Here is a 22,643-nt window from a genome sequence, read left to right as displayed (position 1 = left end):
AGGCGTCATGACACGGTTCTCCCTCCCGGACGGCAGGCACACAAGATAAAAGGAGAGGGCATATGCGTACGTTGGAACTGGGGCCGACGCCTCTACCCCGCGCGTTAAGCGGGCGGTCGAGTGCCACCTTGGCGCCGGCCGTGACCGGGGAGCGCGCCAAATCGCTGGTGGGCCAGCTTCAGCTGGAGTGCGAAGCAATGGCACGCCACGCATTGCAGCACGGCCTCGCCGTGCCGGCAGAACTGATTGCGCAGCTTTCCGCGCTCATCGATTCGGCCGATGGAGCAGATGTGGATGCCACCATGGCCACGGCTCCACGCCGCTCGCCGGAGACCCCTGGCGCCCGTGCCCGCGAGCTTGCGGCAATGCATCGCAAACTGGCTCATGCCGTAGCGCCCGCGACGCCTCAGGGCATCACGTTGCTGGACACGGAACGGCGCCGCGGCCAGCGCTTCGCATGGTTGGGCCCCGTTCCATTGATCCGCGTGCTGACCGTGGCGTCGGTGTTGTTTCTGCTGGCGGTGGTCGTTACCGGACTGCCGGCGGAAGTGTCGTCTGCGAACATGCAACGCGGCTTCCTCGCCTCGTCGGGCTCGACACTGCTGTGGAATACGCTGTTTCTGCTCTTCTGTGCGGGGCTGGGTGCATCGTTCGCGACGCTCTTTCACGCCCACCGCTACGTGGCGAACTCGACCTACGATCCGAAATTCGACGCCTCGTACGGTGCGCGCCTGATCCTTGGCGTGATCGCAGGGCTAATCCTGGTGGAGATGCTGCCCGCGGATCTGTTCAGATCGGGCCCGATGAACAGCTTCGGAAAACCGTCGCTCGCGATGCTCGGTGGCTTCTCCGCGACTGCGGTGCATCGGCTTCTGCAACGTCTCGTCGACACCGTGGAGACGCTCGTGCGCGGCGACGGGTCCACCCAGGTGAGCGCGACGCTCGATGCGCAGCGCGCCCACGCCACCACCGAACGGATTCAGTCGCAAAGCGATCTCGCTGCGCGCTTGCTGGAGCTTCAGCAGGCACTTGATGCGGGCACCACGCCCGTGGAAATCAGGCAACGACTCGGCGATTTCACACGGGCGATGCTATCGCCCGAATCGGCGCCCTCCGCCAGCACCGCGGTCGATGGTGCCGCATCCGTCGCGCAGGAGTAGGACCATGCTGCTTCTCTACAACCTGCCCACCTTCTGCATGGCCGCGCTCGTCGTAGGCGCCACACTCGCGGCTGCGCTGCTGGGGTACGTCATATTCCGGCGCTGCGCACCAATTGAGCTCGATGCCGAGCAGCGGGCGATGACCATCTCGATGGTCTCCGTCATCACGACGATCAACTCGCTGCTGGTGGCATTCGCAGCAATCAGCGTATGGGATGCGTACAACGACGCGAATCGCACGGTGGCGGCCGAAGCCGCCTGTGCCGGCGAACTCGCGCGTGATCTGGCAGCGTTTAGCAGTCCAAACGCGGATGCGACCGGACGGGCGCTGCGCGGCTATCTGGAACGCGTCGTAGAAAATGAGTGGCCGTTGATGCAGCAACAGGCGAGATTCGACCCGGAGGCGGAGGCCCGCTTCGATGCGATGTTCGACTCGGCCAACCTTATCCAACCCACCGGTCCGCGGCAGACCACCTTGCTCGCTGAAGTGCTGGCACGTGCCAACGAGATGGTGAAGTATCGCGAGCAACGCATCGCCACACTCGATGTGGCGATGCCTGTCACGCTGTGGGCCGTGATGATCGTGGTTAGTCTGTTGTCCTTCCTGTTGCTGTATGCGCTGCCTGCGACGCGCTTCCACGTCGCACTCACATCGGCATGGGCTGTCACGCTTGGACTCGCATTTTTCTTCGTGCTGGCAGTCGATCGCCCATTTGCCGGCGACGTCAGCGTGAGTTCGGCCCCTTTCCGGCAGACCATCGACGCGTTAATAGCGCGCGGCACGTGGCCAGCCGCTCCGATCCACTAACTGGATGCGACGCCGGATCCTGGCGTGGGGATAGTGAAATGACACTCGAAGAATTTCAAAAAGCCGCCGACCTTCCGGTGGCGCTTGCGACTCGTTGGCATACCTGCGTATGCGCCGTGCTCGACGAATTCGACATCGCGAGCCGGGTTCGTCTCGTTGCCTTCATCGCGCAAACCGGGCACGAAACGCTTGGCTTCCAGTTGACACACGAACTGTGGGGGCCAACACCGGCGCAAAAACTGTATGAACCGCCCTCGGAGAAAGCTCGTAGTCTGGGAAATCTTCGGGCAGGAGACGGATATCGTTACCGCGGACGCGGCCTGATCCAGATAACGGGCCGCGCGAACTACGCGTCATGTGGCGCGGCGCTCGGCGTGGATCTGACGTCCACGCCGGAATTACTGGAGCACGACGATTGGGCGGCACGTTCCGCCGCATGGTGGTGGAAGGAGCACGGCTGCAATGCGCTCGCTGATAGCGGAGACTTCGTGGCGCTTACGCGGCGGATCAACGGTGGCACCAACGGACTCGACGACCGGATCCGGCGCTGGGAAATAGCGAAGGCCGCTTTGGCAGTTTAAGTGGGGCGGTAAAGCGTCGCTAGCTGCAATACATCACGGCACAACATCGCCCCGCAGAATGACAATTGAGTGGCGGGGGGATGGCATCTCTGCCAGAAAAGGCATTCATTGCTTCAGCAGGGTCTACATCGCCTCGATTCCACCGTAGAGTATTGATAACTCAATCCGCGGAAGGTGGGTCATGTTATCTATGCCGCATCGCAGGTCGAACACGGCCGGGCATGGGGTGCTGTCCATGCGGCCACTCCCTCGGGCGCTCCTTGTGAGCATGGTCTTTGCCGGTCTTGGTGTTGCTGGAGAAGCCGCAGCGCAGGTCCCGCCTGCAGGTAATGCCTCACAAGGTAAAGTCTTCTTTCAGCAAAATTGCGCCATGTGCCACGCCGACACCCTTGGGCCTGGCAATTTACCCATCATGGGGCAAGGCCCAAGCCTCGTAGGCGTTTTGGGCCGGCGCGCGGGCTCTATCCCAAACTTCAGCTTCACCAATGCCTTGAGCGGGTCAGGTCTCACATGGGATTCAGCGACCCTGGAGCACTTCCTGCTCAATCCGGCGGCGGCAGTCCCTGGCACCACCATGCCTATATCGGTCGCCGATTCCAACGATCGCAGCAACGTGATTGCCTACCTCTCCACCTTGAAGCAGTTGGCCCAGGTTTCGTCGACCGCGAACACCGCGTCCGGCGCTTCGCCTGAAACCGACCCAGGCGACTGGCGTCACGCCGCTCCAGGTGTCGAGCATCACCTCACGGTGGCGGATTTGCCGGCACCCTACAAGACGACTTCGTCCGGCAACAGTCCGCGAGTGGTAGCGCAACCCGCCAATGCCTCGTTGTCCGTGCCAGCGGGGTTCAAGGTTCAGTTGTTTGCGACAGGCCTGTCCGATCCCCGCATCGTGCGCGTCGCACCCAATGGGGATATTTTTGTGGCGGAGACCGCCGAGAATCGCATCAGGGTATTGCGCGCCGCCGACGGAGCCCAGGCGCCGTCCGACAATCAGATCTTTGCGGATGGCCTGGACCAGCCCTTCGGGATCGCATTTTATCCACCGGGGAATCATCCGCAATGGATCTACGTGGCGAACAACAACTCGGTTGTCCGTTTCCCCTATCGTAGCGGCGATCTCAAGGTGAGCGGTGCGGCGCAGGTGATCGTGCCACGTCTGACGGAGAGTCACGGCGGTCATAGCACGCGCGATGTGGCTTTTTCGCTGGATGGCAAGCGCATGTTCATCACGGTCGGGTCCGGGTCGAACGTTGCTGAGGGTATGAGCAAGAAGAGTCCTGAGGAAATCGCTCGTTGGGACTCGCAACACGGGCAGGGCGCTGGGTGGGATGCTGAAACCAATCGTGCCGATATTCTCGTCACCGATCCCGAAGGTCATGAAGCGCTCCACACCTTCGCGACGGGCATTCGCAACGGCGTGGGGATCGCGGTGGATCCGGATACGGGCGAGTTGTGGACTGCGACGAACGAGCGCGATGGCCTTGGCGACGATCTAGTGCCCGACTACGTCACCCGGGTGAAGGCGGGTGGATTCTACGGTTGGCCGTGGTACTACATGGGTAACCACGAAGATCCTCGCCACGCTGGTGAGCGCCCCGATCTCGCCGGCAAGACGATCACCCCCGACGTCCTGCTGCAGTCGCATTCGGCTCCGTTGGAGATGTGCTTCTATACGGCGAAAACGGGCGCGGCAGCGTTCCCCGCCGAGTATCGCGGCGATGTTTTCGTGGCCTCTCACGGTTCGTGGAATCGCAGTTCGCGCACCGGCTATAAGGTGATGCGGGTGCGTCTCGAGCACGGCGTTCCAACCGGTGCGTACGAGGACTTTCTCACCGGATTCGTGGTGAACAACCGCAGCGTATGGGGCAGACCTGTAGGTGTGGCGGTTGCCCACGACGGCGCGCTGCTCGTGACCGAAGACGGCAACGGCACCGTATGGCGCGTCTCGTATGCGGGCGCGCCGTGATGCGGAGCGGAAAGCGCCTCATCTGCTTTAAGACCTGAATATCGGCGAGGGGCCGATGGCATGACTTGCCACGTTGCAAACGAGTGGGCTTACTAATGAGACGTTAGCGGAGATGTGAGCGGCACGCCTTCGCCGGCGAAGCGGATCTGCGCAGGAAACCTGACCGTTCCCAATTCATAGTGCTGCAGCGTTTGTCCGTACGATGACAAGGTGGCGTCGCCGCGGCATTCGACGAGCGAAATCTCTCGAAGCCGAGCGTCGCGGATGCTGAGTATTGCGCCGCGAATGTCGAGTGCGAGTTTCAGCTCAAACAGGATCTCGAAGCTGGCGAGTCCTTCGATCGTGATTTCCAGTTTTGGATGATGCACGGACTCGATCGAATGATCGACGAGCTGCACACAACGGGTTGTTCCTGGAGGGGTGTGTGTAGGGTCCGCCGCCTCGCGGACCTCTTTCAGATCGCACCACGAACGCACCAGAATTGAGCCGAGGCTGGTGTCGAAGCCTGCCGACACCTGATCTTCCGTCGCTTGCGCAATTTCCTTCCATTGCATGAGCGGCAGCTTCGCGACGTTATGCGGCGCGTTGCGCTTGACTGCGTCGATCAACGCGCTAGCGCACGTCCTGGGCGAGTCGCTCCACAAAAGCGTACCTAGCGTAACGGGTATATCGGACATGATTTTCCTACGAGATGACTCTGCCGGACATCGTACCTATGTGCGCTTCCCACGACGTCGACCCGAGTCTCACTTCGACTGAGGGATACACCATGTGGTGGCTCGGCAGCCGGCACGACTGGTTACCGGGGTCGCTGCGCATGCGGACGTAACACCTGGTGGACATCGGGCGTCGCAGCCACTTTCGGATGACATGGGCGAGAACAGCCAGTGAAAGGAGGGCAGCAAGGATTCTTACGACGATGGGCCATATAGGCTTCCGAGGGGGCGTTACCGGTCGCAATCTATTGTTGTCCGGTATGGGTTCCATCGGATCGGGCCGGCGCGCAGATGGCTTCTTCACCGACGACGGCGGTTTTTTCGTTGGACTGACGTCGCTCGGCGCATCAGAGGGCGACGACTCGTCAGACGTGGGCACATTCGTCGCCGGGTAATGGGGAACGGTCGCGCCTTTGTTCAGGCTGCGGATGGTCGCAAACGCGCCGGTCGCCGAAGCCGCTTCGCCGGGGGACATGCCTGAACGGGAGGCTGACAGCGCCCCGGCTTTGCTGCCCTGACCAGCGGCCGTTGATTTGCAGGCACCGTCTGAACGCGCAATCTCTACGTCACTGTCGCACCTTGGAGGCTTCTGGGCGGCACACGTGATCGCTAGCGTCATGCATGACAGAAAGACAAGAGCAAAGCGCCGCACGGTCTTACTCCTTCCCCTGGCTCACGCAATCACCATGGTTACAACCGATAGACGATCCAGCGTGGCGCGTTTTCATACTTTTTTCGGTTAGTGGAATGGAGTAGCACGAGTCGCGGGTCATCGCCTTTGTATCGCAATGTATCTGCGCCCACGATAAATACAAAACCTTGCACTGGCGCCTCTCGCGGACACAAGCCAGATACGTCCGGGGCTTCTAATACTTCCACGCCAGACGTTCTGGCTTCGCAAAGCAGACGCCCCCGACGGGTGTCTGCGCGAACAACCCAATCTCCAGGTGCAAATCATGAAAGTCATCCAATCTCTTCTGGTCGCTGCTGTTGTCGCTCTGCCTGCGCTGTCGTTCGCCCAATCGTCGAATCAGCCGCTCACCCGTGCCGAAGTGCGCGCGCAACTCGTCGAACTGCAAAAGGTCGGCTACAACCCGGCCACCGATCAAACGCAATACCCGCAGAACATTCAGGCAGCCGAGGCACGCCTGAGCGCGCAAAACGGCGTTGCGGCATCGTCATATGGTTCGTCGGCGGCCGGCACGTCGGCTTCGGGTTCACACGCCGTTACCGCGGATGTGATCGGCCTCGGTTCGCTCTATACCAAGCCGTGAGCCTGCTCTGGACGCTCTCTACCGCTCGGGATTCGAAGACCGAAGTGGAAAGATGAATATCGCGGCAGCGAGGCCGAGTGCTCCACCAAGGAGCGTCTCCCAGGCGCGAGCGGCGAGCAGGGGGATCGAGTGCACTCCACTTGCCGCGAGCGTGACGATCAACGTGAAAGCGAACGCACCGCAGGCGACGTCGTAGCGTTCCGGCAAGGCCATCGCATAGATGATCATCGCGATGGCGGCTGCGGCCCAGATCAGCAACGGCGCGTGCTCTGCGACCGGCAGACAGGCGAGGCCTATCGGAACGCCAATCAGTGTGCCGATGATCCGTCGCCGCACCCGCTGTATCGTGCCGCTTGCCGAACCCGCGACGACGTACGTGGACGCGGTGATCGCCCAGGCGGACTCCTCGAGGCTAATCAGGCCGTTCAGCAGGCAGATGGTCAACGCGGCGATGGCCGCCTGCAATCCCATGAGGAATTCCGGCGAGCATCTCCCGGGTAACGGTTGCGGCCCGGCTGCGAGCACCGCAGGCGTGACCGGCCGCTCCGCGGGTCCACTGAGCATGCGCGGCACGACCGACGCGAGCGCGGCGATCAGCGCCGCAATTCCAACCGCCCACAGATCGGCAATCGTCAGATGGGTGCCGTACGCGAGCAATTCTCCAATGTAGATTTGTGAACCGATGCCCGCCCCCAGGACACCGAATCGTTTCAGATATCCGACCAGAAACGCGCCAGTCACGAGAACCAGTTCCGGTCCCGCCCGCCCCGCGAGTTGCAATGGCGTGGATAACACCACGAACAGAACTGCGCCCAGCGCGGCGGCAAAACTCAACAGGACGAGGTCGCGGCTCGATTCGGCTCGCGTCGCTTTACCCTCGGACACGCTCGCCCACAGAGCGAAGCTTCCGGCAAGGTAACCCAGCGAGACGCTGCTCGGCACACTATGGGCGATATCCTGCAACGTCCCGAGTGCCGCCGCGATGCCGTACGCCGTCACGAGCCGCAAGCCTTTGATGCGGCGGTGCGTGCCGGGATCGATCCGGTCCAGCCATTGGCCAAGTGCCGCTACCGGACGCAGCGTGGCCTGCCGGCGTTGTGCGCCTTGATCAGGGGAGCGTTGCGGGTTGTCATTCATAGGGTTATCCGTCGTCTCCTCCGGGGAACATTAGCCCGCTGATCTGTTTGAGGCTCGGCGCAAAGTCTGCGGGACGCGGGATATGACTAGGATAATCCAGGCAACTCAGGTCAACCGATAAATATAAAGGCTAACAACGCGTATTAACGATCGGTCCGTCCACTGTCACGAAGCGCTGTTCAACTCATACTTCATAATGTTGCCGTGCCGTCCATGAATGTCGCGTTCGACGCTATATACGTCTCCCTCGATCGTCGCACTCTGGGCGAGCACCTGCTCGATTGCTGAACGGTCCTCGGCATCCAGCGTGACCGACATGACCTTCAGATGCTCCGGCAGATGATCGCCGCGGCGCACGCCCACGATCGTGCCCGCCACCTGCTCCTGATCGAGTACCCAGCGCGTCGCGATGGTCGCAATCGAGACGTTGTGTTTAGCCGCGATACGGTCCAGCGCTTGCAGCAGCGCCTGGAAAATATCCCACCCGCCGAAATCGTCAATGATCAGTTTGTATTTGATGAGCGAGCGGTTTGCGATGTCTTGTCCCGGTTCCGCAGCACCGAGCCACCGTCCGGAAAGGAAGCCGCCCGCCACCGTGCCATAGCAGAACAGGTGAATGCCATGCTCGCGAGCGTAAGCGCCCAGTTGGCGCGCCGGACGCCGGTCCAGCAGGGAGTACTGCACCTGCATGCTCGTCAGTTCGATGCCCGACTCCACCAGCTCCATGGTGCGTTGGGTATCGAAGTTCGTCCCGCTTAGCCGGTCGATCTTGCCGGCTTGCTGCAGTTCACGCAGCCAGTGCGCGACTTCGAGGTAACGCGCCACGGAATAGTCCCACCAGTGAAACTGGACCAGATCGAGCCGTTCGACGCGCAAGCGCGATAGAGACCGGTCGATAGTTTGCTCGACGAGCCTGCGGTCGATCGTCTGCAGCAGAGACAGATCGGGTACGAACTTCGTATGGATCTTCAACTGGTCGAGGCTGTCGGCGCCACGCCGTTGCCGGTAGTCGTCGCGGAACTCGCCAATCATTTCTTCGACACCGGTGTAGATGTCTGCACAGTCGAATGCGGTAATGCCTGCGTCGTAATAGGCGCCCATGTCGGCAATCGCGGCGGCGCGGTCCACGCTGCCATGGTCACCGGCGAGTTGCCAACCCCCTTTGAGAATACGTGAGATCGAGTAGCCTGGCGCCAGCTCGATGCGCTGCATCTGTGTCATTCAGAGTCCTTATCAATCAGTTTGACCGCTGTCGTATCCACGTGCCGGAACGTGCGTTTGCCGAGCCGCGAAATGCGAAAGCGCGACGGGCAATTGGGATCGGGACAGGCTACTTCGGCATCGGTCGACATCCAGTCATGCGGGTCGGTGGCGCGTTGCTTGGCCGGCAGCAGCGGCAGCAGTGCCGCAAGCGAATAAATGGAAAATGCTTGCCCCGGCGGCAGGTGCAGCATTTCCCCATGCAGTTCAAAGTAGTCGCCGACGCGCGCGCCGCAATAGAGTTTCGCCCCTTCAGGGGCAACGACTTCGACACGCAGATCGTAGAGTTCGAACGAGGGCAGACCCGCGCGCTCGTCAGGAGTGTGAGAGGTCATGGCTCAAGGGTTCGGTGGTGTGACCGAGAGAATGATTTCGGTGGGAGTGGTGGATCCGTTGCGATACCGGTGCGGCAGCCGTGAGTCGAACGAAATGCTTTCGCCGGCCGCCACCTGGTACTCGATGCCGTCGATCTGCGCGATGAGCTCGCCCGCGATGACGTAGACGCATTCCGAGGACGGATGGCCGCGCGGCTCATCCGCGGAGATTTCGCCTGGTTGCAGCACGGCGCGCAGCACTTCGAGCTGTCCGTTGCCGGCAGTCAGGCGCTCGTAGCCGACCCGACCCTTGGGGGCAATCAGCCTCGAGCGGTTACCCGGGCGGCTGATCCACACAGCGGGGGCAACTGTTTGAGCGAACAGCGAGGCGACCGATTCTCCAAATACCCCGGCCAGACGTCGCATCGTTTCGAGGCTTGGATCAGTCACCGACCGCTCGATCTGGCTGAGCAGGGTGGGTGAGACATCCGCGAGACTCGCCAGCTGACGCAGCGACATGCCGCGCGCGGTCCGCAATTCCTTGAGCCGTTCACCAATCAATTTGAGGCCTCACGTCGTGCAACTGAGTCGTACATTAGTGTGGAGTATAGGTGCACAAAATTGGATCGTCAATTTCCTCGACGCCGTTTGCGGCCGCCCTCACAAAAAATCTGAATTCTCTATAAATTTGCATTTAACCAGGGGTTTACCTGATCCGTTTGGACGAGAAATTGTTTTTGACTCACTTGAAATGTTGTGCACTGTGGATGCACACTTTGCCTGCGGCAGTGCAGTGTAACTTTACGTGGAGCATCGGTCATGGCACAAGGTCCCGGGACGGGCGGCTCGCCCCGTCATACGTATCGATGGTTATTGGCGGTTCCTTTCGTATGGCAGGCAGGGCTTGCGCCTGTCGTCAACGGGGTGATGTGGGCGCCATTCGGGTTGCCCTTTCCCATGCTGTGGCAACTGTCGGGAATCGTGCTAACGAGCGTGCTGATCGCGATTGTGTTCCGGCTCGATCGTGCCCATGGCGTCGAACTTGAGGAAGCGGCGTTCATTGCGGCGACGTCGGGTTCAGCGGGAGAGCCACGATGAAGCTCGCCATCGTTGTGGTGATTCTGCTTGCCACGCTCACCGGTGCGGTGGGCTATGGCCGTCGCACCCGGAAAGGGCATACGTTGTCGGACTGGGCGGTGGGCGGCCGCAGTCTGGGCGCGATCATCTTCTGGTTCATGAACGCAGGGGAGGTGTACACGACATTTGCTGTGCTCGGCATCTCCGGCTATGCATGGGCGCTAGGCGCGCCTGCGTATCTTGCCTTCTGTTCGGTGTCGATGAGCTATGCCATTGGCTACTGGCTGATGCCGAAGATCTGGCGCGCCGGACGCATCCGGCAACTCGTTACCCAGGCCGACTTCTTCGCTGCCCGCTACGACGCTACCTGGCTCGGCGTCCTGACGGGCGTGATCGGCATCGCTTCGCTGATCGTCTATGTGCAAATCCAGTTGGTCAGCCTGGGACTGATCGTCCAGTTGACGCTGGATGACCTGATCTCCACCCAGACGGCCACGCTGATTGCCGGGCTGTTGATGATCACGTTCGTGTTCGTCGCGGGGATACGCTCCGCAGCATTCGCGGCCGGCGTCAAGGACGTGTTGATGATCGTGGTGGTCGTGCTGTTGAGCGCGACGGTAGCGGGTAAGGTCGGTGCCGCATCGATGCTGGATATCTTTCGGATGGCTGAGGTTCAGCATCCAGGTATTGGCAGATTCCCCGGTCTGGATCCTACGTCACCCACTACGGCGATCTGGTTGATGACATCGTCGATCAACATCGCACTCGGCAACTGGGTCTTTCCTCATCTGTTCCAGATGTCGTACACAGCGCAAAGCGCTACCGCCATCCGCCGCAACGCGATCTGGCAACCGCTTTATTCGCTCGCCTACTTCTTCATTATTCTGCTTGGCTTCGCTGCGTTGCTGGCCGGCACGCATCCGCCTGGCAACAACCTTAACGCGGCCTTGCTGCAGTTCATCTCGCAGCGCTATTCCGCGCCCATCGTGGGCCTCGTGGCCGGCACCGGATTCCTGCTGGCACTCGCGCCTGGCGCGCTGCTTCTGCTAACCGCGGGATCGATCTTCAGCCGCAACGTGGTCGCGCCGATCCTGCCGGGTCTTAAGGACGCCACGTTCCTGGTGATTTCCCGCGGCGCGCTCACGGTATTTGCTGCGATCGCCGTGTGGTTGTCGATCAGCCAGAAAGGCTCGCTCGTCAAGATTTTGCTCGACGCGTATTCGGCAATCGGGATGCTTGCGCCCGGTGTCTTCCTTGGTTTCATTTGGAAGAGGACCACTGCGACAGGTGTACTTGCGGGTCTCGTGGCCGGCTTTATTGCGCTGCTTGCACCGTTTGCGGCGCACTACTGGGATGCCGTCGCCCCCCAATGCGAACCTGGTCTGATCGCGATGGCGATCAATGCAGCGATGGTTGTGCTCGTCAGTCTGGCCACGCCGTTGCCTGGGCGGCATGCGGTGTCGCTCGGCGTTGCGCTTGAGCGTGCTGCGAGCGAGCAATCGACCGTCTGAATAAGCCTCTTCGAACGACAGCCCCTTTACCTGGAGATCCTGATGAAAAAGAGCAGTATCTGTCTTGCCGTGCTGATGGCGCTACCGGCGCTGGCCTCGGCCCAGAGCAGCGTGACGCTGTACGGGCTGGTCGATTCGGGCCTGACGTTCGTCAACAATACCGGCAAGGGGCACGTCGTCGAGGCAGACACCTGCGGTCCACCGAGTTGCAACCTCTGGGGGCTGAAGGGCAAGGAAGACCTGGGCGGCGGCACATCTGCGATCTTCACGCTCGAGAACGGCTTTAACATCCAGAACGGCAAACTCGGACAGGGCGGCACGGAATTCGGGCGGCAGGCTTTCGTGGGGCTCGCCAACGATCAATGGGGCACGGTGACGCTAGGGCGTCAGTACGATCCGCCGTCGTTGACGGTCGGCTACTTTCCGTCCAGCAATAATTTCGCCACCGGCTACGGGTCGCACTTCGGCGATCTCGACAACCTGAACCAGTCGATCCGCTTCAACAACGCCGTCAAGTACGTGAGCCCGACATGGGGTGGCTTGCATGTGGAAGGAATGTTCAGCCTGGGCGGCGTAGCAGGTAATTTCTCGACGAATCGCGTCTGGTCGTTGGCCGCCGCGTATAACCGCGGACCGTTCGCGGTTGCCGCGGGCTATCTGGACATTCAGAATCCTGCGACGAACGCGGGCGGTACCGGCGGCGTGTACGCATCCAATGGCAACTATGTGGGCTCATTGAACGATTACGTCGGATTGCAGGACGCCAGTTCGATGAAGGTGCTCACGATTGGCGGTTCGTACTCGATCGGCCAGGCAACGCTGGCATTGAACTACTCGCACACCGACCTGGAAAACAGCCAGTACTTCGTCATCAACGGATTTGCGGGTGCGGGAGGCGGCAACGACTTCAAGATGGATGCCTACGAAGCCAGCGCGACCTACAGAGTCACGCCTGCATTGCTGTTAGGCGCGGCCTACATCTTCAACGCGGGGAAGGCCGACTACCAGAACCTGAAGCCGGACTTCCAGCAGGTGAACCTTGGTGTGACGTACGCGCTTTCGAAGCGCACCAGCCTCTATGCCATTGCGATTGTTCAGAAGGCAGGCGGCGATGGCATAGCTCCTGTGTTCGATGCCGATGGTGCAGTAGTAGGGCGTACAGCAATTGCTGAAATTCCTGGCGCCGGCTATGACTCCAGCACCTCCAGGCAACTGCTGATGTCGGTGGGGATGTACCACGCGTTTTAAGCTATGCAAGCAGCAAACCCATCAGGGGGTATCAAGCATTCACTCCCTGGTGGATTTCAGCTCCGGTTGTCTCGTCAGTCATGTCCAGACGATCATTCCGTACTGCGACATATTTCCTGCCGTTCACCTGCCTGAGCCCGCTCAGCCACCCGGCGTTTGAACGTCAGTCGAAGTGTGCTGCGACCCGCAGTCCCGGGCGTATTTCTCATTCAGGCGAGCTCGCATCACAGGAATGCCCGGGGAGTAGTTGCCTGTCCCAGGCCAATACCCTACTGACTCGAGCTCAGCCAGTTCACGCGACAGATCGGCCCTGGTCACCTGTCCATGCGCCGGTCTGAAAGGATAGCTGCTGCATTGTTCCGGCGTAAGCTGGGTGCCCGCCATGGCACATGCGCTGGCGGCCATTAGCGTAATCGGAATTGCTAATCTGAAAGGATGGATCATGATGAAGCGTCTCCACTTTTATGTATCCCAGCATTTGCGCGGATAGCGCAAGCCGGCATGCTTCGTAGGGGGTTCTATTTCTATAGCGTGTAATTAGTAGACCACCAGTCAGCACGCACTACCACTCCGCTGAGCGCAAAACTGTTTTCTTGCCTTTACAACAGTCTTGGGATCGCGAGGAGCTGAGTTTGTGGCCACAACGCAGCAGCTGAGGCACCCGCTTCACGCCTCCCGTTGCCCCGCTTGCCGACGTAGCGCCGCAACGAACGCATCAACCTTCCATGACTCCCTTAGTGCCCGCGCGAACAACATTTGCTGGCTCTCCGGCGCGAGACCGCCTATCGGTGGATCACTATCCAGATTGGTAGGAAACGGATACCCCTCAGCACTTGACGCAATGACCGCGTCGGCTTCAGCTGCGCTCAACCTGTGGGTCATGACTTGATCGAGCAGAACGGGATACAGCACCTCACACATTCTCGTGCGATCCAGCGATTCCATTGCACGCCCATAAGCCGACGAAATCTGCAAAAGATTCGCCATACGTTGAACGCTTGCCGTGCGGTTCGCCCCCGCTGCGTGAAAAAGCGCAGGACTAAAGAAGATCACATCGCCTTTCTCGAGAGGCAACTGGACGTAGTTCGCCTCGAAGTACTCACGAAAGTCCGGACGCCGCCACGCAAGATAGCCTGGCGCGTAGCGCTGCGAGAACGGCAGCAGCTTGGTGGGTCCGCTTTCCACCGGCATATCGCTGTGTGCGACCGCACCTTGCAGTGTCAGGAAGGGCGACATCGTATGCACGTGTGCCGGATAGCGTTCGGCCTCCGCTACGGTCTGGAACCCCAGGTGGTAGTCGCGATGCGCCTGTTGCGCGTCGCCGCCGGGACGCACGACGTTCACCTGCGACGTCACCTGAAAGCAGGGGCCCAGCCATGCTTGCGCCGCGGCAACCAGCACGGGGTTAGCGTAGTAACGGGCAAACGCGGACGGGGCGCGCATGCAAAGCTTTTGCTGCGCGTTCCATATTCTGTCGTTGGCTCCTGCCTTGGCAAAATGATCGGCTGCCGCGCTGCCTGCTTCCCGCTCGTCCCGGATGATCGCATCGAAGACCGCCGTTGCATCGTCGATCGGCGTGGTGTCGGGAAACGCGCGCTTCAATACAAGCACGCCTGCGCCATGTTCCAGAACGTCCGCCCACTCGAGTTGCAGCTCCGTGCGCCGTGTCGCATCCTCAAGCATCCCGCTTAACCGGTTGCAATCGTAGAACGGCACGTTCTCACGCGTTTCGTCTGCATATTCGGCTCGAACGGCATCGCGACCATCGTGCAATACGGTAAGAAAGTCGCGAAGCGAACAATCCTGTTCGCGGTACGGTTTCCTGCGCCCGGCATCCGGGCGTGAGCGTTGCGTGTCCATGTCTGTCTCCGATCCCATGAAAGTGCACTCTCATGTGAGGGTTGCTAATTGGTTTCCCTAACGATACTGCCGTTGCACTGGTCTGCGGTACCATAAACACATCAAAAACACCTCAAGTGGAATCCATGGCCCGTCGCTTTCTGATGAAGGAAATTGCGCTGCAGGCTGGCGTTGGCCTTGCCACGGTCGACCGCGTGCTGAATGGCCGTCCAAACGTGCACGAGCGCAGCCGTCAGCGGGTTCAACACGCGATCAAGGAACTGGAGCGGCAGCAGTTTCAATTGGCAGTCACCGGGAGAAAGCTTGTCGTCGACGTCCTGGTGGAAGCGCCGAGCCGGTTCTGCGACGAAATACGCGAAGCATTCGAATCGGAGCTTCCCACTCTACGCCCAGCCGTATTCAGGCCACGCTTCACGATGCAGGACACCATGACGACCGCGCAGGTGGTGGACGCACTGGAGGCGACGGGCCGCAGAGGCACACATGGTGTGCTGCTCAAGGCGCGTGACGTTCCGGAGGTGACGGACGCAATTGCCGCACTGCGTCAACGCGGCATTCCGGTCGTGACGATTTTCACCGATATACCGCGATCGGCTCGGATTGCATACGCGGGTCTGGATAACCGGATGGCGGGTGCGACCGCCGCCTTTCTGATCGGTCAGTGGCTTGCGCAGTCACACGGAAACGTTCTTGTGGCGATGAGCGACGACAGCTTCCGGGGCGAGGAAGATCGTAAGCTCAGCTTTCGCGATGAACTGCGCGCGCGCTATCCGAAACTGGCCCTGGTAGACGCCAGTGGCGGCCATGGGCTCGACGCCCTGACCGAGGAGCGCGTGCGAAAAGCCGTCGGCAGAAAAAAGACCATCGCAGCGGTGTACTCGATGGGCGGTGGCAATGTTGCGATACTCCGCGCCCTGCATGGCATGGGAAAAGCGCCACAGTGCTTCATTGCGCATGATCTCGACAGGGACAACATTCGACTGTTGCGCGATGGAAGCATTAGCGCGGTTTTGCATCATGACCTGCGTCTGGATCTGCGCAACGCGTGCCACCAGATCATGCATTTCCACAAGCTGCTGCCGGCGTCGGCTATTGGCGATTCATCGTCCGTGGTCGTGGTGACTCCGGCAAACATCCCACAGTACATTAGTCGCCGTTTCGGCAATGCACCGCAGGAATCCGCTAATGACCACTGGAGATGACGGGTCTATGTGCGCGGAACACCAGCAGAGCCGCGACTTCAGGACGAGCCACTTTCGCGTTGTCTGTCCTTTGCCTGCGCCGTCTTCTCCAGGTCCTGGGGTGTGAGCTTTCGGCCGGATACACCCAACCACAGGCGCGCCTTTTTGAGCACGTCTTTGACCCGGTCTTCCTTGACGTGCAGCTTGTCCTGGATGGTTTTGTTCAGCATGCCCTGAAGCTTCAACAGCACAATCTGCAGTTCATCGCGCTCAAGCGGAGCAAGCGTGGCCGATATGTCGCTCGATACTTCTCTTTTCGGTTGTGTCCGGCATTGCCATTGATAGAGCACACCCGGTACACTGTATTTCGCGGCTTCGGCGTCGTCGCTATTGAAGGGCTCCGCAAACGCGCCACGTCTGAACCGGTAAATGGTGATCCACGCAAGGCCATACGAGCTATGGATGCCCGTCAGCATGAGGTGCTCGATATCGTATTTCTCAAGATAGTCGGCGATCGGGTGGTCCGCCTTGAGTTCGCGATAGTCGCGGATCGAAACTACCTGGACCGTGTGCGGAAGCGCCGCGAATACCTGTGCAACGACATCGGCCGATGACACATTGGGATATTCTTCGACGAATTCAGGTGGGAGATTAACCAGTTGAGTTTGACTAATGCTGACGGAGCCGTCTTCGTTGGAGGTACCGGTTCCGATCAGGAGCGCATCGAACCCGATTGACTGGCGCAGCGTCTGGGCAACCTCGATCATGAATTCGTCTCCTTGATAGACTTGCCAACAACAAAAAAATAAATCCTGCAACACCTCAAACGAGGAATGGACAGCTACGCAAAGACGGGAGAAATTAAACTGTCGCAAGACCCGCTTCCCATGCTTCAACCGAAACGAATGTTTTAAAAACGCGTTCGACGGGCGTACGAGCTGCAGCTCAGTATCGGTTAAATCGTGGCACACCGATCATTATAAGAGGCAGAAAAGTGAGTGCATATTCGGCTGATGAAGCGATTGCCGCACTCTATGCGGCTGCAGTCGCGCCCGATCAATGGGACACGGCCCTGGAGGCATTGAAGCGTCTCGCCGATGCGCGCGCGGCAAACTGCTTCGTGCATGACGCGCTGACCGGCAGTTTCGTCGAATACCGGTTCAGCGGATACGGTGCGAACTGGGCCCGCGATTATGCAGGCCACTATCACAATCTCGATCTCGCGCGCCACGTGCTGTTGCGTGAGCCCGCCGGACGCATGCATGCGATGCATCGCCATGTATCCGAGAGCATGGTGCAGAAAAGCGAGTACTACCAGGGTTTCTATATTCCCGAGGGACTGCGCTATTCGTGCGGCGGCACGCTGTTCGACGGCAACCGGCGTTTGATCCTGGCGGTGCATCGCCCGGTCGGCCATCGCCCTTACGAAGAGCATACCGTGGCTGAGCTTCAGCGCGTGCTCGATCATCTTCCGCACGTGTTTCGGGTGCGTGAGCTGGCCGCGCGAAGCCTCGTCGGTGCATCGATGTCTTGCGCGGCACTCGACGTGCTGCCGCGCGCAGTCATTATCGTCGACGAGTACGCGACGATTCGCTATAGCAATCGCGTTGCCAGCGCGCTGCTCGATCGCGCGCAAGATGTGCTCGTGAGGTCTGGACGTTTGACGTTGTCCGATCCGCATCTTGCGCGTCAACTGGTTCAACGCGTGAAACAAATCTGTCGGCCCACGCCGGCAATCGATTCGGTGCCAATTTATACGGTCGATTCGAACGGGCGTCCTTCGGTCGAGCTTCATATCGTGCCGCTCAACCCTTCCCTGGCGGCCAGTGTGACTTCGGCAGATCCGATGGCGATGGTCCTGCTGCGCTGCCCTTTTCAGCGCGCGAACTGGTCCGGTGCGAGTACCCGTCCTTATTCGCTCTCGCACGCCGAGATTGCCGTAGCCGCCGCAATGGCGGAAGGATTGACCCCCGCCGAATGCGCTTCGCGCAGTGGCGTGAAAGTCAGCACCGTGCGAAGCCAGATCAAATCGATCATGGCTAAGACCGGCACGCGTCGCATGTCGGAAATCGCCACACTGTTCGCGGGCATCGATCTCCCGCAGGCCGATTAGGCATCCTGCCATACCCGCCGTTCGAACAAGCTGATTCCCACTCGTATCCCCAATTTTGGGGATGTCCCCACCCCGACCAATCGATAGTCTTTCATTGCACGCAGACCAGCGCAGACGTCGGCAGACGCCTGACGCAGACGTGCCCGGGTACCAGGGGATTATCAAACACACCAAGAGGGGAATCAGATGAACATGATGCAGCGCAAAAAACTGTCTGTCGCATTTGGCCTGGTCGCGGCGTTGACCGCGTGCGGCGGCGGGCATTCAGGGTCCAGTTCCGGTTCGAGCACTACGCCCACGCTGAGCGCGGATCAAACCACTTTTCAAAGCTTCGAGCTCACGCCGAATCAGGCGTATCGAACCGACTGGGATTTGCCTGCCTCGGGCGCAACAGTTAGCGGAACGAGCTATTTCGACGACAGCTACGGGTCTCTGGCTGCGTCGCCGAGCGCCGGCACGCAGAAGGTGACCAACTCCGCGCTCGCGTCGATCGCCAACACCTTGCCGATTCCGGCTGCCGCATCGCTTCCCGAACGGTATCTGATCAATGGCAGCATCCTGATTGGTTCCGGCCCAGCCTACATCACGAACATCAGCTTTCAGGGAACCGGCGTCAGGGCCGACACGCTTGCCGTGGACGGTGCCACAACGGTCAACAGCACCTTGCGCAGCAATATCTCGGTCGTGCCGCTGAGCGGTACCGTGGCCTCCGCCCCGACCGATCTGGTGCAATGGTTCAACTTTCTGTACTTCAACACTGCACTGCTGAACACGACCACGACGTGGACCGCGGGCGCGGCGTACATGAAGTACACAGAGACCCAGATCGGCGACACGTACACAGTGGAAGACTATACGGGTTCGACAACCGGAAACACGCCCGTACCTGTTGCGACCGGCACGACCATCGCCGCGCTGATGACGGCAGGCGGTATCAAGTCCGGCTCCGACGACACGACCTACACACTGAGCAATGGCGCAGTGTCGACCATCAACGGCGTCACCACCTACGTCGCCAGCGCGGTGCGTCCTAACCGGACCACCCCGACGTATCACACCTATTACGACCTCAACGGCAACGTCTACTCTGGCAACCTCGTCAAGGACGGCACGGTTCTGGGCGGCAACGAGTATCCGGTTGCGGCAGCGGGCACCACGCAGGGTTTCACGCTCAACTATTCGCAGAACATCCAGATACGTCTGAATGCTGCAGCAATTACAAGCCTGAAAGCGGCGGTGACTTTTTAGCTCGATGTGATTGATGGACTGATACGGGGGCCGGCAGCGGCGGGGAGCTTGTGTGGCTTGTTTCAGGGTGCCGAGCCGGCGGCGGCCCTGCCACGCAACCAGTTCATCGCAGTGAACAACAACGTTGCAAACACAATCAACACCGTCGCCACCGCAAGAATCGAAGGATCGATCTGGTCGCGGATGCCGCTCCACATCTGACGCGGCACGGTGCGCTGCTCAGGGCCGCCAATGAAGAGAATAACGATCACCTCGTCGAACGACGTGGCGAACGCGAACACGCTGCCCGTCGCCACAGCCGGTGCGATCAGCGGCAGCGTGACGCGGCGGAAGGTGGTCCACGGCCGCGCGCCGAGACCGGAGGCGGCGCGCAGCAGGCTCTGGTCGAACGACAGCAGCGAGGCGGTCACCGTAATCACGACAAACGGCGTGCCAAGTGCTGCATGCGCGAGCACTACGCCCATGTACGAGTTCACGAGTCCGAGCGGCGCGAAGATCAGGTAGAAGCCGGCGGCGACCACCACGATCGGGATGATCATCGGCGAAATCAGCAGCGGCATGATGATCGTGCGAAATGGGAATACCGGACGGCTCAGCCCGAGCGCGGCGAGTGTCCCGAGGCAGGTTGCAATCAATGTCGCGACCGCGCCGATGCCGATGCTATTCGCGAACGCAAGCTGCCAGTCGTGCGAGCCGAACGCTTGCGCGTACCAGCGCAGCGAAATGCCTTCCATCGGATAGGAAAAGAACGAGCCCGAGTTGAACGACAACGGCACGATCGCGAGAATCGGCGCGACGAGAAACAGGAAGATCAACGCGCAATGCACGCGCAGCCCTGCGCCCGCGATACGCTCGGACAGCGTTTGGTGACGTTGAGGTTGCATGCTGGTCTCTCCGCTAGCCGAAGCGCAGCCGGTCGATACCGACAAGCCGGTTGAAGACGAAATAGAAGAGGGCCGTGAAGACCACCAGATAGCACGACAGAGCGCCCGCGAGTCCCCAGTTGAGCTGCTCGTTGGTCTGCGATGCGATCAGCTGGCTGATCATCTCGTCCCCCGCGCCGCCCAGTAACGCAGGCGTGATGTAGTAGCCGAGCGCAAGCACGAAGACGAGGAAGCAGCCGGCGCCGACGCCTGGCAGCGTCTGCGGAATATAGACGCGGATGAACGCCGTGACCGGATGCGCCCCCAGCGATTGCGCGGCCCGTACGTACACCGGCGAGACGCCTTTCATCACCGAATAGATCGCGAGGATCATGTACGGCAGCAGAATGTGCGTCATGCCGATCAGCACACCGGTGCGATTGAAGACCAGCGGCACTGGATGGTGGACGATGCCGAAGCGCATCAACGCTGTGTTGATGACGCCGCCCGGCTGCAGCAGGACGTACCACGCGGTCGTGCGCACCAGCAGCGATGTCCAGAACGGCACGATGACGAACAGCATGAGCCGGTTACCCTGTTTCGGCGGTAGCGTGGCGAGCAGGTAGGCGACCGGGTAGCCGAGCAGCAGACACAACAGCGTGACGGTCGCGCTGATCTGGATGGTGCGCACGAAGGCGGCGCGATAGACGGCGCTGTCCGCGGGCACCGGTGTCACGGAACCGTCCGGCGCGATCTGTGCATCGATCGCGTTGAGAAGGTAGTCCGGCGTCGGCGACGTGGCGGCGCGTTTTAGCAGGCGCCATGTTTCGTTCTCGCCCCAGCGCGGGTCCATCTGGATCAGCGCAGGCTTCCACGCGTCGGGTGTCTGCGAGCGCGTTTCGCGCGCCGTCTTCATCAGCAGGCTGCGGAACTCCGGCTGATAGAAATTCATTCGGCGTGCGATGTTACCGAGTTCGCCGGCTTCGGCCGATTGCCGCAAGCCTTGCCCGAGTGCGGCAAAAACCGGTTCGCCAGGCACGCCGTTGCCATCCCACGCCCGTAGCGCCACCGTCAGTTGCGGCATGCTCCCGCGCACTTCGGGATTCTGCACACTGCGCGCCAGCAGACTGGCGATGGGCGCGATAAACGTGGCGAGCAGGAACACGAGCAACGGCAACGCCAGCAGTAACGCCTGCAAGGCGGCCTTGCGACGGGCGCGCTGCCAGGCGTGACGGACGCCGCCGGGGTTGCCGGCGCCGATCGTTGCTGTGGGCTGCATTGGCGTGTTCATCGTCTCGCCCGTTCTCGTTACTGCGTGAGCCACACCTGGAAGCGCTTGCTGATCGCATCCGCGTTGTCGGCCCAGAACGTCGCATCGATCTGCAGCGGACGCTTGAAGTTGGCCGGCGCAGTCGGTAGATCGGCGAGGCGTGCCTTGTCGATCAGCGGAATCGCTTCCTTGCGCGGCGGCGCATACGCGATGTACTTCGAGAGGTCCGCATAGGCCTGCGGAGTCGATGCCGAGACGATGAACTTCTCCGCGTCGGCCGCATGCTTCGCGCCCATCGGAATGCCCCACCATTCATAGTCGTAGACCTGCGCATCCCAGACGACCTTGAAGGGCTTGCCATCCTTGTGCGTGGCATCGTCGATACGGCCGTTATAAGCCTGCGTCATCACGACCGCGCCGTCCGCGAGCAGCTGCGGCGCCTGCGCACCCGCGTCCCACCAGACGATGCTCGACTTGATCGTGTCGAGCTTCTTGAATGCGCGGTCGACGCCTGCGGGCGTGCCGAGCACCTTATAGACGTCCTTCGGCGCAACGCCATCGGCGATCAGCGCCCATTCCATCGCCACCTTCGGCGATTTGCGCATGCCGCGCTTGCCCGGATATTTCTTCAGATCGAAGAAATCGTTGATGGAGGTGGGCGGCGTCTTCAGCTTTGTCGTGTCGTACGCATACACGGTCGACCACACCATCGCCGAGACGGCGCAATCGCTGATCGAGCCAGGCAGAAAGTCAGCGGTATTGCCGAGCTGCTTGCGGTCGAACTTCTGCAGCAGACCTTCGTCGCATGCCGTGATGGCGTCGTTGGTTTCGAGGTCGATCAGATCCCACGTGGGGTTCTTCGCCTGTTCCATCGCGGACAGTTTCGCGAGGCCGCCGTCGTACGATTCCGTCGAAAAGCCGATCCCGGTCTTTGCGGTGAACGGCTCGAACCAGGCTTGTTTTGCTGCCGATTCGTAAGCGCCGCCGAACGTGACGACGGACAACGTGTCGGCGGCGTGCGCCATCGAAGACAGGACAGAGAGGACCGTGACG

The 22,643-nt window shown here is 60.7% G+C and carries 22 protein-coding genes; 11 read left to right on the top strand and 11 right to left on the bottom strand.

All coding sequences use genetic code 11. The features are described 5' to 3' along the window. Positions 1 to 62 precede the first annotated feature (62 nt). The 4 genes from P3T17_RS22280 (at position 63) to P3T17_RS22265 (ending at position 4,518) form a co-directional block, all read left to right on the top strand. Positions 63 to 1,160, top strand: a complete 1,098-nt coding sequence (locus tag P3T17_RS22280; RefSeq protein WP_429408917.1) for a hypothetical protein — start codon at positions 63 to 65, stop codon at positions 1,158 to 1,160. Positions 1,161 to 1,164: 4 nt separating this feature from the next. Further along, positions 1,165 to 1,968, top strand: coding sequence for a DUF4239 domain-containing protein (locus tag P3T17_RS22275; RefSeq protein ID WP_074267853.1), 804 nt, complete (start codon positions 1,165 to 1,167; stop codon positions 1,966 to 1,968). Between the two features lie 38 nt (positions 1,969 to 2,006). Then, positions 2,007 to 2,549: a glycoside hydrolase family 19 protein gene (locus P3T17_RS22270; protein ID WP_429408916.1), complete on the top strand. Its 543-nt coding sequence runs from the start codon at positions 2,007 to 2,009 to the stop codon at positions 2,547 to 2,549. Between the two features lie 235 nt (positions 2,550 to 2,784). Next, positions 2,785 to 4,518, top strand: coding sequence for a PQQ-dependent sugar dehydrogenase (locus P3T17_RS22265; protein ID WP_429408915.1), 1,734 nt, complete (start codon positions 2,785 to 2,787; stop codon positions 4,516 to 4,518). Between the two features lie 92 nt (positions 4,519 to 4,610). On the opposite strand, the gene P3T17_RS22260 is transcribed toward P3T17_RS22265, so the two are convergent. Beyond that, positions 4,611 to 5,195, bottom strand: coding sequence for a hypothetical protein (locus P3T17_RS22260; protein WP_143787676.1), 585 nt, complete (start codon positions 5,193 to 5,195; stop codon positions 4,611 to 4,613). Between the two features lie 995 nt (positions 5,196 to 6,190). Between P3T17_RS22260 and P3T17_RS22255 the strand changes: the two genes are divergently transcribed. Then, positions 6,191 to 6,508 (top strand): DUF4148 domain-containing protein, encoded by a 318-nt coding sequence (locus tag P3T17_RS22255; RefSeq protein WP_074267857.1) that lies wholly within the window; start codon positions 6,191 to 6,193, stop codon positions 6,506 to 6,508. An 18-nt stretch (positions 6,509 to 6,526) separates the two neighbouring features. Here the strand turns inward: P3T17_RS22255 and P3T17_RS22250 are convergent, their stop codons facing one another. The 4 genes from P3T17_RS22250 to P3T17_RS22235 form a co-directional block, all read right to left on the bottom strand. Next, positions 6,527 to 7,645, bottom strand: coding sequence for an FUSC family protein (locus P3T17_RS22250; RefSeq protein ID WP_429408914.1), 1,119 nt, complete (start codon positions 7,643 to 7,645; stop codon positions 6,527 to 6,529). Positions 7,646 to 7,810: 165 nt separating this feature from the next. Continuing rightward, positions 7,811 to 8,866 (bottom strand): aldo/keto reductase, encoded by a 1,056-nt coding sequence (locus P3T17_RS22245; protein ID WP_429408913.1) that lies wholly within the window; start codon positions 8,864 to 8,866, stop codon positions 7,811 to 7,813. Continuing rightward, positions 8,863 to 9,240, bottom strand: a complete 378-nt coding sequence (locus P3T17_RS22240; RefSeq protein WP_074267860.1) for a TIGR04076 family protein — start codon at positions 9,238 to 9,240, stop codon at positions 8,863 to 8,865. Before P3T17_RS22240 ends, P3T17_RS22245 begins: the two co-directional genes overlap by 4 nt. A gap of 3 nt (positions 9,241 to 9,243) precedes the next feature. Further along, positions 9,244 to 9,780, bottom strand: a complete 537-nt coding sequence (locus P3T17_RS22235; RefSeq protein WP_074267861.1) for a cupin domain-containing protein — start codon at positions 9,778 to 9,780, stop codon at positions 9,244 to 9,246. Between the two features lie 258 nt (positions 9,781 to 10,038). On the opposite strand from P3T17_RS22235, the gene P3T17_RS22230 reads away from it, so the two are divergent. The 3 genes from P3T17_RS22230 to P3T17_RS22220 are packed head-to-tail and all read left to right on the top strand — an operon-like array spanning position 10,039 to position 13,055. After that, positions 10,039 to 10,317 (top strand): DUF3311 domain-containing protein, encoded by a 279-nt coding sequence (locus P3T17_RS22230; RefSeq protein ID WP_429408912.1) that lies wholly within the window; start codon positions 10,039 to 10,041, stop codon positions 10,315 to 10,317. Then, positions 10,314 to 11,807, top strand: a complete 1,494-nt coding sequence (locus tag P3T17_RS22225; protein WP_429408911.1) for a sodium:solute symporter family protein — start codon at positions 10,314 to 10,316, stop codon at positions 11,805 to 11,807. The genes P3T17_RS22230 and P3T17_RS22225 overlap by 4 nt, the downstream gene beginning before the upstream one ends. Positions 11,808 to 11,849: 42 nt before the next feature. After that, entirely contained in the window at positions 11,850 to 13,055 is a 1,206-nt protein-coding gene (locus tag P3T17_RS22220; RefSeq protein ID WP_429408910.1) for a porin, read from the top strand. A 141-nt stretch (positions 13,056 to 13,196) separates the two neighbouring features. On the opposite strand, the gene P3T17_RS22215 is transcribed toward P3T17_RS22220, so the two are convergent. Beyond that, entirely contained in the window at positions 13,197 to 13,460 is a 264-nt protein-coding gene (locus P3T17_RS22215; RefSeq protein ID WP_429409144.1) for a DUF4148 domain-containing protein, read from the bottom strand. 261 nt (positions 13,461 to 13,721) lie between these two features. After that, complete coding sequence (locus P3T17_RS22210) at positions 13,722 to 14,915, bottom strand: phytanoyl-CoA dioxygenase family protein (protein WP_429408909.1); 1,194 nt, start codon at positions 14,913 to 14,915, stop codon at positions 13,722 to 13,724. 125 nt (positions 14,916 to 15,040) lie between these two features. Here P3T17_RS22210 and P3T17_RS22205 point away from each other — a divergent pair, with 125 nt between their 5' ends. Continuing rightward, the gene (locus tag P3T17_RS22205) at positions 15,041 to 16,117 is read left to right on the top strand and encodes a LacI family DNA-binding transcriptional regulator (protein WP_429408908.1); all 1,077 of its coding nucleotides are present in this window, start codon (positions 15,041 to 15,043) and stop codon (positions 16,115 to 16,117) included. 38 nt (positions 16,118 to 16,155) lie between these two features. On the opposite strand, the gene P3T17_RS22200 is transcribed toward P3T17_RS22205, so the two are convergent. Continuing rightward, a complete protein-coding gene (locus P3T17_RS22200) occupies positions 16,156 to 16,863 on the bottom strand; it encodes a hypothetical protein (protein WP_429408907.1) in 708 nt (235 codons plus the stop codon). 227 nt (positions 16,864 to 17,090) lie between these two features. Between P3T17_RS22200 and P3T17_RS22195 the strand changes: the two genes are divergently transcribed. After that, positions 17,091 to 18,209: a helix-turn-helix transcriptional regulator gene (locus tag P3T17_RS22195; protein ID WP_429408906.1), complete on the top strand. Its 1,119-nt coding sequence runs from the start codon at positions 17,091 to 17,093 to the stop codon at positions 18,207 to 18,209. Positions 18,210 to 18,395: 186 nt separating this feature from the next. Continuing rightward, positions 18,396 to 19,457, top strand: a complete 1,062-nt coding sequence (locus P3T17_RS22190) for a hypothetical protein (RefSeq protein WP_429408905.1) — start codon at positions 18,396 to 18,398, stop codon at positions 19,455 to 19,457. Positions 19,458 to 19,519: 62 nt separating this feature from the next. Here P3T17_RS22190 and P3T17_RS22185 read toward each other — a convergent pair whose 3' ends face one another. Genes P3T17_RS22185 through P3T17_RS22175 form a run of 3 tightly spaced genes read right to left on the bottom strand, consistent with a single transcriptional unit; the run spans position 19,520 to position 22,615 of the window. Next, the gene (locus P3T17_RS22185; RefSeq protein ID WP_429408904.1) at positions 19,520 to 20,341 is read right to left on the bottom strand and encodes an ABC transporter permease; all 822 of its coding nucleotides are present in this window, start codon (positions 20,339 to 20,341) and stop codon (positions 19,520 to 19,522) included. A gap of 13 nt (positions 20,342 to 20,354) precedes the next feature. Continuing rightward, complete coding sequence (locus tag P3T17_RS22180; RefSeq protein WP_429408903.1) at positions 20,355 to 21,611, bottom strand: ABC transporter permease; 1,257 nt, start codon at positions 21,609 to 21,611, stop codon at positions 20,355 to 20,357. Positions 21,612 to 21,628: 17 nt separating this feature from the next. After that, positions 21,629 to 22,615 (bottom strand): ABC transporter substrate-binding protein, encoded by a 987-nt coding sequence (locus tag P3T17_RS22175; protein ID WP_143787747.1) that lies wholly within the window; start codon positions 22,613 to 22,615, stop codon positions 21,629 to 21,631. Positions 22,616 to 22,643: the final 28 nt, after the last annotated feature.

This window comes from Paraburkholderia sp. GAS82 (assembly GCF_050436285.1).
GTDB classification, from domain to species: Bacteria; Pseudomonadota; Gammaproteobacteria; order Burkholderiales; family Burkholderiaceae; genus Paraburkholderia; species Paraburkholderia phenazinium_B.
The sequence above is the reverse complement of the archived record's forward strand: the minus strand, read 5'-3'. Positions and strand labels throughout refer to the sequence as shown.